10 protein-coding genes are annotated in these 13985 nt (G+C 69.8%); 4 read left to right on the top strand and 6 right to left on the bottom strand.

Annotation, left to right across the window (positions count from 1 at the left end):
* Positions 1-250: 250 nt before the first annotated feature.
* Together ileS and ACQE3C_RS11870 are read left to right on the top strand one after the other, a co-directional pair.
* Positions 251-3457 (top strand): isoleucine--tRNA ligase, encoded by a 3207-nt coding sequence (ileS, locus tag ACQE3C_RS11865; protein ID WP_434539390.1) that lies wholly within the window; start codon positions 251-253, stop codon positions 3455-3457.
* Positions 3458-3655: 198 nt separating this feature from the next.
* Positions 3656-4588 (top strand): hypothetical protein, encoded by a 933-nt coding sequence (locus tag ACQE3C_RS11870; protein WP_434539391.1) that lies wholly within the window; start codon positions 3656-3658, stop codon positions 4586-4588.
* Positions 4589-4664: 76 nt separating this feature from the next.
* Here the strand turns inward: ACQE3C_RS11870 and ACQE3C_RS11875 are convergent, their stop codons facing one another.
* Positions 4665-4952: a GNAT family N-acetyltransferase gene (locus tag ACQE3C_RS11875; protein WP_434539392.1), complete on the bottom strand. Its 288-nt coding sequence runs from the start codon at positions 4950-4952 to the stop codon at positions 4665-4667.
* A gap of 32 nt (positions 4953-4984) precedes the next feature.
* Between ACQE3C_RS11875 and ACQE3C_RS11880 the strand changes: the two genes are divergently transcribed.
* Complete coding sequence (locus tag ACQE3C_RS11880) at positions 4985-5683, top strand: 2'-5' RNA ligase family protein (protein WP_434539393.1); 699 nt, start codon at positions 4985-4987, stop codon at positions 5681-5683.
* Here the strand turns inward: ACQE3C_RS11880 and cobS are convergent.
* The 5 genes from cobS to ACQE3C_RS11905 all read right to left on the bottom strand — a co-directional run bounded on the left by cobS (position 5609) and on the right by ACQE3C_RS11905 (position 12583).
* On the bottom strand, positions 5609-6418 hold the full coding sequence (cobS, locus tag ACQE3C_RS11885) for an adenosylcobinamide-GDP ribazoletransferase (protein ID WP_434539394.1): 810 nt from the start codon (positions 6416-6418) through the stop codon (positions 5609-5611). The genes ACQE3C_RS11880 and cobS overlap by 75 nt on opposite strands.
* The gene (gene cobT / locus ACQE3C_RS11890) at positions 6415-8040 is read right to left on the bottom strand and encodes a nicotinate-nucleotide--dimethylbenzimidazole phosphoribosyltransferase (RefSeq protein ID WP_434539456.1); all 1626 of its coding nucleotides are present in this window, start codon (positions 8038-8040) and stop codon (positions 6415-6417) included. Before cobT ends, cobS begins: the two co-directional genes overlap by 4 nt.
* 214 nt (positions 8041-8254) lie before the next feature.
* Positions 8255-10948 (bottom strand): S8 family serine peptidase, encoded by a 2694-nt coding sequence (locus tag ACQE3C_RS11895; protein WP_434539395.1) that lies wholly within the window; start codon positions 10946-10948, stop codon positions 8255-8257.
* Between the two features lie 145 nt (positions 10949-11093).
* Positions 11094-12095, bottom strand: a complete 1002-nt coding sequence (locus ACQE3C_RS11900; RefSeq protein ID WP_434539396.1) for a Gfo/Idh/MocA family protein — start codon at positions 12093-12095, stop codon at positions 11094-11096.
* Positions 12092-12583, bottom strand: a complete 492-nt coding sequence (locus tag ACQE3C_RS11905) for a DUF1707 SHOCT-like domain-containing protein (protein ID WP_434539397.1) — start codon at positions 12581-12583, stop codon at positions 12092-12094. Before ACQE3C_RS11905 ends, ACQE3C_RS11900 begins: the two co-directional genes overlap by 4 nt.
* Before the next feature lie 130 nt (positions 12584-12713).
* On the opposite strand from ACQE3C_RS11905, the gene ACQE3C_RS11910 reads away from it, so the two are divergent.
* Entirely contained in the window at positions 12714-13985 is a 1272-nt protein-coding gene (locus tag ACQE3C_RS11910) for an aspartate kinase (RefSeq protein ID WP_434539398.1), read from the top strand.

Below are 13985 nucleotides of genomic sequence, written 5' to 3' on the forward strand. Positions count from 1 at the left end.
GGCGCCCCGGGCACAGCATTTCCGCTGAGTTGCCCGGGGCGCCTACAATGACTGACGTCCGCACGGCACTGATGGGGCCATCACCCCGGAGCTGCCGGAAGAACAGGCCTCCCGCCCCAGGGTAGGAGCGCCCCACTAGAACCGGCTGCGGCGACGAATGAGTGGGGGCCCACGGGCCCCAACGAAGGGTGGTACCGCGGGGCTCGCCTCGTCCCTTCAACCCAACCCGCCGTGTTGAAGGAACCGCCGCATGACAAGCCAGAACGTCACCCCCGCGAACGCTGAGCGCACGTACAACGCCGTGCCCGCACACGTGTCCTTCCCCGAGCTCGACCACGACATCCTGACGTTCTGGGACAAGAACCAGACCTTCGAGGCGAGCCTGGCCAAGACCCGGGGCGCCGAGCCGTGGACCTTCTACGAGGGCCCGCCGACCGCCAACGGCCAGCCGGGCACCCACCACGTCGAGGCCCGCGTCTTCAAGGACGTCTTCCCGCGCTTCCGCACGATGCAGGGCTACCACGTCGAACGCAAGGCCGGCTGGGACTGCCACGGCCTGCCCGTCGAACTGGCCGTCGAGAAGGAACTCGGGTTCAACGGCAAGCCCGACATCGAGGCCTTCGGTGTCGAGGAGTTCAATGCCCAGTGCCGTGAGTCGGTCACCCGGCACGTCGACGCCTTCGCCGAGCTGACCACCCGCATGGGGTACTGGGTCAACATGGACGACGCCTACTGGACGATGAACCCGTCCTACGTCGAGTCGGTCTGGTGGGCACTGAAGCAGGTCTTCGACAAGGGCCTGCTGGTCGAGGACTACCGGGTCGCCCCCTACTGCCCGCGCTGCGGCACCACGCTCAGCGACCACGAACTGGCCCAGGGCTATGAGGACGTCGTCGACCCGTCGGTCTACGTCCGGATGCCGCTGACCAGCGGCCCGTACGCCGGCCAGGCCTCGCTGCTGGTCTGGACCACCACCCCCTGGACGCTGGTTTCGAACACCGCCGTGGCTGTCCACCCCGAGGTGACCTACGTGGTGATGACCAACGGCACCGAGTCGCTGGTGGTCGCCGAACCGCTGGTTGACAAGGCGCTGGGCACCCCCGCCGAAGGTGAGCCGGCCTGGCGTGAGCTGGCCCGCCACCAGGGCTCCGAGCTCGAGAACTGGACCTACGACCGGCCCTTCGACCTGGTCGAGTTCCCCGAGGCCGCCGGACGACCCGAGACCGGCACCCGGTCGCACTTCGTCGTGCTGGCCGACTACGTGACCACCGAGGACGGCACCGGCCTGGTGCACCAGGCCCCCGCCTTCGGCGCCGACGACATGGCCGTGTGCCGCAGCTACGGGCTGCCGATGGTCAACCCGGTGCGCCCCGACGGCACCTTTGAACCCGGCCTCGACCTGGTCGGCGGCAAGTTCTTCAAGACCGCCGACGCCGACCTGCTCGTCGACCTCGAGCAGCGTGGCCGGCTGTTCCGCCACCTCGACTACGAGCACAGCTACCCGCACTGCTGGCGCTGCCACACCGCGCTGCTCTACTACGCCCAGCCGTCGTGGTACATCCGCACCACCCAGGTCAAGGACGCCCTGCTGCGTGAGAACGAGGCGACCACCTGGTACCCCGAGAACATCAAGCACGGCCGCTACGGCGACTGGCTCGAGAACAACATCGACTGGGCGCTGAGCCGCAACCGCTACTGGGGCACCCCGCTGCCGATCTGGCGCAACGAGCTCGACCCCTCGCACCTGGTCTGCGTCGGCTCACGCGCCGAGCTGTCCGAATTGACCGGCGGCGACCAGTCCGCGCTCGACCCGCACCGCCCCTACGTCGACGACATCACCTTCACCCTGCCCGGGGTCGAGGGCACCTTCCGCCGCGTGCCCGAGGTGATCGACGCCTGGTTCGACTCGGGCTCGATGCCGTTCGCCCAGTGGGGGTACCCCTACGCCGAGGGGTCGGTCGAGGCCTTCCAGAAGGCCTACCCGGCCGACTTCATCTGCGAGGCGATCGACCAGACCCGCGGCTGGTTCTACACCCTGATGGCGATCGGCACGCTGGTCTTCGACCAGGGCTCGTACAGCAACGTGCTGTGCCTGGGCCACATCCTGGCCGAAGACGGCCGCAAGATGAGCAAGCACCTGGGCAACATCCTGCTGCCGATCCCCTTGATGGACCAGCACGGAGCCGACGCGGTGCGCTGGTTCATGGCGTCGTCCGGGTCGCCCTGGAGCCCCCGCCGCGTGGGTGACACCGCGCTGCAGGAGGTCGTCCGCAAGGTGATGCTGACCTACTGGAACAGCGTCAGCTTCCACGCGCTGTACGCCCGCGCCAACAACTGGTCCCCGGCCGAACTGACCGCGCCCAGCCACGTGCTGGACCGCTGGCTCGCGTCGTCGGTCCAGCAGTTGGTGGCGAAGGTGACCGCCGCGCTGGAGGACTTCGACACCCAGACTGCCGGTGGGCTGCTCAGCGAGTTCATCGACGACCTGTCGAACTGGTACGTGCGCCGCAGCCGGCGTCGGTTCTGGGACGGCGATGCCGGTGCCCTGTCGACCCTGCACACCGCGCTGGTCACCCTGACCCAGCTGATGGCCCCGCTGGCCCCGTTCGTCACCGAACGAGTCTGGCAGGACCTGGTCGCCGCCACCGACCCCGGCGCCCCGGCCTCGGTGCACCTGTCCGACTGGCCGCAGGTCGACCAGTCCCAGGTGGACGAGGAACTCGGGCGGGCCATGGACGTCACCCGTCGCCTGGTCGAACTGGGACGATCGGCCCGCGCGGAGTCGAAGATGAAGACCCGCCAGCCGCTCGCCCGCCTGCTGGTGCCCTCACAGGCGCTGGCCCAACTGGACGACGCGCTGGTCGAGGAACTGAAGCAGGAGCTCAACGTCGAGGCCGTCGAGTCGTTCGCTTCGGCCGGTGACCTGGTCGACTACTCCGCCAAGGGCAACTTCCGGGCGCTGGGCAAGCGGTTCGGCAAGCAGACCCCGCAGGTGGCGGCCGCGATCGCCGCAGCCGATGCCGCCGAACTCGCCGCCGCTCTGGCCGCGGACGGCCGGGCTGTGGTCGCCTTCGACGGCGGCACCGAGGTCAGTGCCGACGAGGTGATCATGAGCGAACGCCCCCGCGAGGGCTGGAGCGTGGTCAACGAGCAGGGTGAGACCGTCGCCCTCGACCTGGAACTCACCCCGGCCCTGGTCAGCGCCGGGCTGGCCCGCGAGGTCGTCCGTGCTGTGCAGGATGCCCGCAAGAAGGCCGGCTTCGAGATCAGCGACCGGATCACCCTGTCCTGGTCGGCAGAGGGTGACCTGGCCGAGGCGCTCACCGCGAACCAGGCGAGCATCGCCGATGAGGTGCTGGCGCTTGCCGTGGAGCGGGTCGATGCGGCCGAGGCCACCGGCGGCGGCTGGGTCGGTGACGAGGAACTGGGGCTGGCGGTGCGGGTCACCAAGGCCTGATGCTGTGGTGCTGGTGCCGTTGCCTCAGTTCGGCGGGTTGCCCCGCGTTGAACTGAGGCAGCGATGCACAACCGGTGCAGACACCCCGGACGATGCCGTTGGCGGTCCAGCAGCCCGCCGGTCGACAGGCGGTCGAGTTATCCACAGCTTGCCGGGGTCCCATTGTCCAGCCGGGCCTGATCGGCTTTGCTGGGCGGCATGGAGGTCTTCACCACAGCAGCGCTGCTGTCGTCCGGGTGCACCCGCGGGGAACTGGCAGCGGCCCTCAAGACCGGCGAACTGGTGCACCTGGCGCGCGGCTTCTATGCCCGGATGGACCCGGGCAAGGACGACCGAGTGGTGCAGCACCTGGCCATGGCCGCGGCCTGCTCACCGGACGACGTGCTCGCCCTGGAGTCGGCGGCGCTGGTCCACGGACTGCCGCTGGCCGGTTGGCCCCCGGCGCTGGTGCAGACCGTCCAGGACGGGAACGGACGCTCCCGCAAGCGGGGCATTCGCCACATCAGGAGCGCGCCACTGCCGGCTGAACACATCGCCGTGGTCAACGGGATGCGGGTGACCACGCGGGCACGCACGGTGGTGGACCTGGCGCGGCTGTGTGGGCTGAACGCCGGCCTGATCGCCTGGGAACGAGCCCGCTGGGATGCCCGGGTCGCCCGTGAACTGGCAGCCTTCGACGCGGCCACCGGGTGGGCTGTTCACCTGCTTGCCGGGCGACACGGGATCGAGCGGGCCCGGCTGGTGCTGCAGTTCGCCTCGGCCTGGTCCGAGAGCCCCATGGAGAGCCTCAGCCGACTGGCGTTCTCGAGGCTGTCCCTGCCGATGCCGGTGCAGCAGTACGTCGTGCGCGACTCGTTCGGCACCCAGCTCGGCGTGGCCGACTTCGCCTGGCCGGAACAGGGAGTGCTCGGGGAGTACGACGGCCAGGACAAGTACGACCGGTTGGCGCGTCCCGGTGAGGCCCCGGCCGATGTCGTCCGCCGTGAGAAGCGTCGGCAGGAGGGGATGGAGGCCGAGGGCTGGGTGTTCGCCCGCTGGGGCAAGGAGGAGGTGGCGCACCCGCGGAGGTTGGAGGCACGGGTCCTGGCGGCATTCCAGGTCGCGGCGGGTCGTCCCCGTGCGGCCGGCTGAACCCCTTGCCCGGGTTGTGCATCCCTGCCTCAGTTCGATGCGGGGCAACGCACCGAACTGAGGCAGGCAGCAGTATTCAGGCGCGCAGGTCCTGGTACTCCGGGGTCTTCTGCATGAACCGGTCCAGGAAGGGGCAGGTCGGCTTCACCTTCAGGCCGCGCTCCCGGGCGTCGTCGAAGGCGAACCTGGCCAGGTCCTTGCCGTAGCCGCGGCCACCGAAGGCTTCGTCCACGATCGTGTGGGGCATGTCGATGACCCCGTCGGCCTCGTGGAACTCGATGTAGCCGGCCTCGACGCCGTCGGCGCTGAGGATGTAGCGGTGGCGCGCGTCGTCGCGGACGATGGACTGGTTGTGCTCACTCATGGGTCCACGGTAGTCCCCGGTAGCCTGCCGGGGTGGACGAGTGGACGATCCCCCACCTGCCGGTCGACCCCGGCTGGCACGGCGGACGACCCCATGCGCTGGTGTGGGCCTGTGAGCTGGGTGACCCGGCAGGCGGGTTGACGGATGTGGCGAGGCGCCGGTTGGGTGGGCTGCTGCTGCCCGACTACCGCCGCCAGCCGCACATCACCGTCCGGTATGCGGGGTTGATGGCCGCCCCCGGGTTGGCGGGCTATGACGGTGCGGCCCTGGCTGCTGACCTGGCGTGCCTTCGAGGTCTGGCCGACGGCCCGGTCACCGTGGTGGCGCAGGGCTGGGACACCTTCCCGATGGTGCCCTACCTGGCCCTGGGCGCCGATTGGCTGCACCGGGCCCACGAGGCCCTGCCGAGCCCCGGGGACGACGGGTCGATGACCTACCGGCCACACCTGACCGTGGGCCAGTATGCCCACCGGGTTCGACTGGACGACGTGCGTGCGCAGTTGGCCGGCCTGGCCTGGTCGGGGCAGTGGGTGGTGCGGGAGTTGGCGTTGCTGCGCTATGACACCGACGACATCTCCGGCCCGTTGGCGTTGGAGGGGCGGTTCGACCTGACCACGGGGGAGTTCACACCCGCTGCCGGCGGTGTGCTGGCGTCCTCAGAGCCTGGTGGCAAGCCCGAGCCCCAGGGCGGCGGTGACCAGCACCGCGACCTGGGTCAGCTCCACCAGTGACCCGAAGGTGTCGCCGGTGTGACCGCCCAGCCGGGCCATCAGGTGCCGCTGCCAGAAGTGTGCGACCACGTGGGCGGCGATGACGGCTGCGGGCAGCACCAGGGCGGCGCTCAGCCCGCCGGTCAACCACCCGAGCGCGGCGGCGAGCAGGGTCAACGCCACCGAGTGGGCCAGTGCGGTCGGCACGCTGCCGGCGTCGGCGAACAGGGCCCCGAACCCACCCGGGCGGGCAGTGGGGCCACCGGTGGTGGCACCCCAGACCACCCCCACCCGGCCGGTGGTCGCCGCCACCACCAGCGCGGCCGGTGCCAGCAGCACGCTGCTGCTGAGCCCGGCCAGGCCGACCAGGGCGGCGATGTCACCGAGCAGCACCAGCAGCAGGGTGATCACCCCCATCGGCCCGATGTCGGAGCGTTTCATGATCGCCAGTGCGGCCTCGGCGTCCCTGCGGGACGCCAGGCCGTCGGCGGTGTCGGCGACGCCGTCGAGGTGCAGTCCGCCGGTGAACCAGGCCAGCACGGCGATGGCGAGCACGGCCCCGAGCCACGGCAGGCCGAGCCAGTCGGCCAGGGCCAGCACCGCTGCGGCGGGCAGGCCGAGCAGCAGCCCGACCACCGGGAAGGCAGTCATGGCGCGGCGGGCGGTGCGTGGGGTCACCTCGGCAATGGGCGGCACCGGGATGGTGGTGAACAACCCGAGCGCCGCGTGCAGCGGGTTGGGTTCGCGGTTGCTCATTTCAGCTGCTGGGGGATGCCGGCGGTGCACAGCACCACGTGGTCGCACCGGGCCGCCACCCGGGAGTTGAGTCGTCCGAGTTCGTCCTGGAACAGGCGCCCGCTGGGGGTGGGCGGCACCACCCCCGACCCGACCTCGTTGCTGACCAGCAGCACCCGGCGGCCGGTGTCGGCGACGGCCTCGACGAGCGCGTCGAGTGCCCGGTCGAGGGCCGGGCGCCACTCGGGTTCGGGCCGGTCCCAGGCGCCCAGGGCGTCGAACTGGTGGGTGAGCCACAGGGTCAGGCAGTCGACCAGCACGGGCACCCGGCCGGGGCGGGCGAGCACGTCGACCAGGTCGAGGGTTTCGATGGTCTGCCAGTGCTGGGGACGACGATTGCGGTGGGCCTGGACGCGGGCCACCCACTCGGGGTCCTCGGGTCGCGGTTGGGAGGTGGCGACGTAGTCCACGGCCGGGGCGTCGGCCAGCTGCTGCTCGGCCCAGTGCGACTTCCCCGACCGGGCGCCGCCGAGGACGAGGGTGGTCTTGGGGCGCTCGCTCGGCACTGCTGCCGCTGGGGCAGCAGTGTGGGCGGGGCCCTCGCCCCCACCCGAGACCCCGGCAGAGGAGAAGGTGGCCATCTCGTGCATCACCCGGGCGGCGGCCTCGACCAGCGGCAGCGCCAGCACCGCACCGGTGCCCTCACCCAGGCGCAGGCCGAGGTCGACCAGCGGCTGCAGGCCCAGGTGGGCCAGGGCCACCGTGATGCCCGGTTCGGCGCCGGCATGCCCCGAGACGAGGTAGTCGCGCACGCTCGGCGACCAGGCCACGGCGGCACAGGCGGCCGAACAGGCGATCAGCCCGTCGAGCACCACCGGCACCCGGTGCGCGGCACCGGCCAGGATGAACCCGGCCAGGGCCGCATGCTCCAACCCGCCGATGGCCGCCAGTACGGCCAGTGGGTCGGCCGGGTCCGGCTGGTGCAGCGCCAGCGCCTCGGTCACCACCCGGGTCTTGGTGGCGACCATGGCCTCGTCGGCGCCGGCGCCCCGGCCGATCACCGCCGCTGGGTCGGTTCCGGTGAACACCGCGACCAGGGCGCTGCTGGGGGTGGTGTTGCCGATGCCCATCTCGCCGGTCAACAGACAGCGGGCCCCCTCGCTGATGGCCTGTTCGGCGGTCCGGATGCCGATGGCGACCGCTGAACGGGCCTGGTCGAGTGTCATCGCCGGCCCCACCGTGAAATCGGCCGTGCCCCGACGGACATTGCCGTCGCGGATGGCGTCATGGGCGGGGTGGTCGGTGGCCACCCCCACATCGGTGATGACCACCCGTGCCCCCAGCTGGCGGGCCAGCACGTTGATGGCGGCCCCACCCTGGGCCATGTTCATCAGCATCTGCACGGTCACCTCCTGCGGCCAGGGGGTGACACCCTGCGCGCAGACCCCGTGGTCACCGGCGAACACACCGATCGTTGCGGGGGTGGGCAGTGGCGGCGGGCAGGCATCCGCGATGCCGGCCAGTTTCCCGCCGAGCCCCTCGAGCACACCGAGGCTGCCGGGTGGTTTGGTCAGCTGGGTGTGCAGTTCGGCCGCCCGGGCCACCGCCGCGGCGCTCGCGGGAGTGATCGCCTTGAGGGTCATCTGCAGAATCTGGTCGTCGCTGAGCACCCCTTGATCCTTGCATGCACCCAGCAATATGCATCGACCGGGCCCGAACCCGCCACCGGAGCCGGTCCGAGCCCAGTCGATGCACACTGCTGGGCTGACCGCGGCCGCAGACACGCCACGGGCGCCGGCGGTGGGCCCTGGCTGGGGTCCCACCACCGGCGCCCGGCGGTTGAGGAGGGGGTGGCGATCAGCTGCGCGGCTTGACCACCGCCTTCGCGTTCGGGTCAACCTTCAGGTCAACCTTGGTGCTGCTCGGGTCAACCTTGCCGGCGCTGCCGATGGTGAACGGAACGGTCGAGAAGCTCTCCCAGTGGGAGGCGTCCTTGGCATTGCCGAGCGCCTTCAGCACCTTCACCTCGAGGATGTAGGACCCCGCAGGGGCATTGGCCACCGGGCTGTTCTTCTTCTTGTTCACCCGGTAGGTGCCATCCCAGCCGAGGCCGGAGTAGCTGTTGTCACGCCCGGCATTGCCGGTCTGGACCACGGCCTGCGGGCTGAGCAGGGCTCCCTTGGAACCGTCAGCGTTGGCCTTGTAGGCCCACAGCTCCATCTGCTGCACCGGGTACTCCAGGTGGAACAGCACGTAGGGGATGTTGGTGCCCTGCATGGTGAAGTTGTGGCCCGGGGCGGCGGCGCGGTAGGTGTCACCGTCGAGGTAGCACAGGCCGAACGGATCCATCGCCTGCACGGCCTGGTAGTCGCCGGCCATGCCCGCGTAGGGCACCCGCAGCGTCGAACCATTGTCACCGGTGATGGTGACGTAGCCGCCGTAGATGTAGCCATCCGGTGCTCCCTCGGGGGCAGAGATGGTCACCTTGACCTTGGCCGACCCGCGCGCCTTGACCTTGACCGTGGTCTTGTTGGTCGAGAACGTGGCCGGGGCGAGGTAGAACTCCGGGTTCGACGGCACGATGGCACCGATGGCGTCGTGGTTGCTGATGGTGTAGGTCACCGCGAAGGGTGCATCGTTCTCGATGGTCAGGGTGGTGGTCACCGGCCGCTTGCCGGCCTCACCCAGGCTGATCTTGCCCGGGGTCACCGACTGGCGGGTGGTGGCCGCCCGCAGGATGTTGACCATGCCAGCGCCCTGACGGGCCACCAGCTCGGTGCCGGCGCCGGGGATGTCGCTGAAGGTCGCCGGGGTGGCGGTGTTCTGCAGCAGTTCGCGCACCTCGGTCGGCTTCTTCCTCAGATCGGGACGAGCCTGCAGCAGCAGGGCGACGACACCGGCAACGTGCGGGGCCGACATGGAGGTGCCCGAGTTGGAGGCGTGGCCACCCTTCTCGAGCGGCACGGTCGACCAGATGTTGCCGCCGGGGGCACCCAGGTCAGGCTTCAGGGTCAGGTCGGCCGCCAGGCCCCAGCTCGAGAAGTCCGAGATCAGGCCGGCCTCGGCGTTGGGCGTCGAGGCGACATCCGCGGTCCAGGTCAGGGTGACATTGCCGGCGCCGGCAGCAGCCGCCAGGGCCTCGCCGTCAGCCTGCGAGATCATCACCACGGGAATGGTGATGGGCCTGTCCCCTTCGACGGTCGGGTTGATGGTGCCGGGGGCGTTGTTGAACAACACCACGGCAGCCGCACCGGCCTGCTGGGCGGCCAGGGCCTTCTCATGGAAGCTGCAGGTGCCGCGCTGGATCAGCAGCACCGTGTCGCGGGCCACAGGTGGCAGCGGGGCGCAGGCGAGCAGCGGGTTGGGCACGTTGAGCGTCAACGTGCCCGACTTCGGGGCAATCGGTGCACCCGACGCGTTGACGTAGCCGGTCGTCCGCCCGTCGGAGGTGCGGAACACGTTCTGGGTGATCAGGGAGTTCTCGAAGCTCGCCACGCTGATGGCGGTGTTCGCCACGCTGGGTGCACCGGTGGAGAACAGGCCACCGGCGCCCTCGTTGCCGGCCGAGGCGACGACCACGACGCCCTTCTTGTGCAGCCGGTCGGCGGCCTGGGCGGTCGGGTAGTCGGGCCAGCTCATGTACGAGAAGCCGAGCGACATGTTGACCACGTTCATCTTGTCCTTGCCGGCCTGCTCCAGCGCGGCGAGGATGATGTCCGAATCGGTGGAACCCTCGCAGCCGAAGACGCGGTAGGCGCCCAGGGTGGCCTTGGGGGCGACGCCCTTGATGCCGTTGGCAGCGGTGTTGCCATCGGCGGAGGCGATACCGGCGACGTGGGTGCCGTGGCCCTCGCAGTCATCGGGGTTCTGGTCGGGCACCGGGCGGGCGCCGGGCACCGAGGCGTCGTAGTCGTCCCCGACGAAGTCGTAGCCGTGGGTGACCTTCTTGGTCGGGAACCGGGTTGAGCCGTTCGTCCCGTTGCCGCCGAAGTCGGGGTGGTCGATGTCGATGCCGGTGTCGAGGATGCCGATCTTGATGCCCTGGCCGGTCAGGCCGAGCTCGTTCTGCGCGACCGAGGCGCCCGACAGGTTCAGCGCGGCGACCATGTTCGGCTCGGTGCCGCCACCCTTGACGACCGGACGATGCACCTGCACGACGGGGAAGACCTTCTCGACGCCGGGGATGCTGAGCAGTTCAGCAACCGAGGCGTCGGAGGCGTTGATGGTCAGGCCGTTGAACGAGGTGTCGTACTGACGGGTCACCTCGATCTTCAGGCCGCGGCTCTTGGCGTTGCGGATCACCGAGTCGCGGTTGTTCCGGGCCGTGGCGGCGTTGCCGCCGTCATCGGTGGGGGCACCGGACACCTGGACGAACCACTTGTTGGGGACGGCGCTGGTGCCCGCCTCGGACTTGAGGTTCTTGACGTAGTCGGACAGTTTTCCGAGGTTGGTGTCGGCCTGGGCCGGGGTGCCCAGGCTCGCGCACAACATCGCCGCAGCCGCAGCGCCGGCTGCAAGCCGCAGCGACAGACGAGGGGATGGTCTGGTCATGACGGGGGATTCCTTCACTTGAGAGCTGGAAGTGAAGGAGAAGTTACCTAGGTCAAGAGTCCCGCGGGCGGATTGGGCAAAGAATCTCTCGGCAACCTCTCAGGAACCCCCGGACAATCAGCCCAGCACGATCAGCCCAGCACGATCAGCCCAGCGGGTCGTCGTTCTCGCTCACCGGCACCCCGAGCTGGTCAATGACCTGCTGCATCAGCTTCATCACCTCGAGGGTGTCGTCCAGGGTCATGAACTCGCTCTCGGCCAGCCCGGCGCGCAGGCAGCGGTTGACCTCTTCGAACTCGTAGCCGTAGCCGCGCCCGACCACCTCCGGGACGATCTCGCGGGACTGCGCACCCAGCGGGTGGATGATCACCGAGGCCGGGTGGTGGAAGCGCGGCGGCACCTCCGCCCAGCCCTTCGTCCCGAGCACGACCATGCGGCCGGGGCCCGGCGTGCGCAGTGCGGCCGCGAGGGTCGAGAACCGGCCCTCGTCGTAGGTCAGCAGCATGCCCAGCTCGGCGTCGGCCCCGTTCTCGAAGGTGGTGCCGTGCAGGGTCAGGCCGGTTGCGTTGCCCAGGAAGTCCTGCGCGAAGCTCAGCGGGTAGACACCCAGGTCGAGCACGGTGCCGCCGCCCTCGGCCAGGTCGAAAATGCGGTCGTCGGGGTCATAGGCGCGGAAGGCGCACAGGTCACCCTGCACCGAACGGATCTCACCCAACTCACCGCCGGCAACCACCTCGTGCAAGGCCTTGACGGCCGGCTGGAAGCGGGTCCACATCGCCTCCATCACGAAGACCCCCGCCGCCCGGGCCGCCTCGACCACCTCGACGGCACCGGCATGGGTCGCGGTGAAGGCCTTCTCGACCAGCAGCGGCTTGCCGGCGGCGATGGCGGCCAGCGCGATCGACTTGTGCCGCGGGTGGGTGGTGCCGATGTAGATCGCATCGACGTCCGGGTCGTCGACCAGCGCCTGGTAGGAGCCGTGGGCCGTGGTGAACCCGTGCTCGGCGGCCAGCTTATCTGCCCGTTCCTGGGTGCGGGAGGCGATGGCTTGCAGGTGCACCTCGTCGGGGATCAGCTTCAGGTCACCCAGCACGGTGTCGACGATGCGACCGGTTCCGGCGATGCCCCAGCGCAGGGGAGTGGTCACCACAGTTCCTTTCGTTGGTTCTGCTGTTGCAACAGTTTCTGGTTCTCGCGATTGCGGCGCGCGATCGCCTCGGCGGCAGCGTTGATCCCCGGCGCCAGGAACAGGCCGGCGAAGAACACCGCCCAGCTCACCCCCAGGATCATCAGCACCAGCCCGACCGGGATGATGGCCCAGCCGACCAACCGCATCGCCGACAGCCACCAGGGTTCGCCGGCCGGCAGTACCGGCCCGTCGTGGGAGCCGGCATCGTCCGGGGTGCTGTTCGCGGCCGGGACGAGCGCGTCAGCGGTCGGGGACGACTCCGGTCGGGGCAGGTCGGCGAACAGCGGCTTGAGGTCGTCGATGGTTTTCGCCCCGAGGGCGCGGGTCATCCGTTCCTCGAACTCGTCGCCGTCCAACCGGCCCGCGGCATGGTGTTCCTGCAGCTGTGCGACGGCCTCGTCGCGCTCTGCATCACCGATCCGCTTCGGTGGCGTCGGCACACTCATGGCGACCAGACTAGTCGGACGAGGTTGTCCGTGCCGCGCGGCGACGGCTGGTTCACTACACTCATGGGGTGCCGTTCCTACCTGGTCCGGCCCGGCCGCCCGGTGCGGCCAAGCAGTGAGGAAGGTGGACATGGCCCGAATCGTGATGAAGTTCGGCGGATCGTCGGTGGCGGATGCCGACTCGATCAAGCGGGTCGCCCGTCGGGTGCTGCGCGCCAGGCAGGAGGGCAACGAGGTCGTCATCGTCATCTCGGCCATGGGTGACACCACCGACGAACTGATGGACCTGGCCCTGCAGGTCTCACCGCAGCCCGCCCCCCGCGAACTCGACATGCTGCTCACCACCGGTGAGCGCCAGTCGGCCGCACTGCTGGCGATGGCCCTGGCCGACCTGGGCGCCGAGGCCAAGAGCTACACCGGCTCGCAGGCCGGGGTGATCACCACCGGCACCCACGGCAATGCCCGCATCATCGACATCACCCCCGGGCGCATCAGCACCGCGCTGTCCGAGGGCAGCATCGTCATCGTGGCCGGCTTCCAGGGCGTCTCGCAGGACACCAAGGACGTGACCACCCTGGGCCGTGGCGCCTCCGACACCACCGCGGTGGCGCTGGCCGATGCGCTGGATGCCGCCTACTGCGAGATCTACTCCGACGTCGACGGGGTCTTCACCGCCGACCCGCGGATCGTGCCCGGCGCCCGCCGGATTCCCGAGATCAGCTACGAGGAAATGCTCGAGATGGCGGCCAATGGCGCCAAGATCCTGCACCTTCGCTGCGTCGAGTACGCGCGCCGTGAGAATGTGCCGGTGCACGTGCGTTCCAGCTTCTCCGACAAGCCCGGCACCTGGGTCAAGGACATCAACGACATGGAAGGAACGGCCATGGAAGAGGCCATCATCTCGGGCGTCGCCCACGATCGCAGCGAGGCCAAGATCACCGTGATCGGGGTGCCCGACACCGTCGGTGTCGCCTCCAGGATCTTCCAGGCCATCGCCGAGGCCGACATCAACGTCGACATGATCGTCCAGAACGTCTCACACGTCGACAGCAACCGCACCGACATCTCCTTCACCCTGCCGATGGCCGATGGGCGCAAGGCCATCGACGCGCTGCGCGAGGTGCAGGTGGCGGTCGGTTTCGAGGACGTGCTCTACGACGACCAGATCGGCAAGGTGTCGGTGGTCGGTGTCGGCATGCGTTCCCACCCCGGGGTCACCGCCACCTTCTTCAGCGCGCTGGCCGGGGCCGGGGTCAACATCGGCATGATCTCGACCTCCGAGATCCGCATCTCGGTGGTCGTCGACGCCCAGCAGGTCGACGACGCCGTCCGCGCGGCGCACACCGCCTTCGGCCTTGACGCCGACGGTGAGGCCGTGGTCTACGCCGGGACCGGACGCTGA

The sequence above is a fragment of the Aestuariimicrobium sp. Y1814 genome, from assembly GCF_050113895.1.
In the GTDB taxonomy this organism is placed as follows: domain Bacteria; phylum Actinomycetota; class Actinomycetes; order Propionibacteriales; family Propionibacteriaceae; genus Aestuariimicrobium.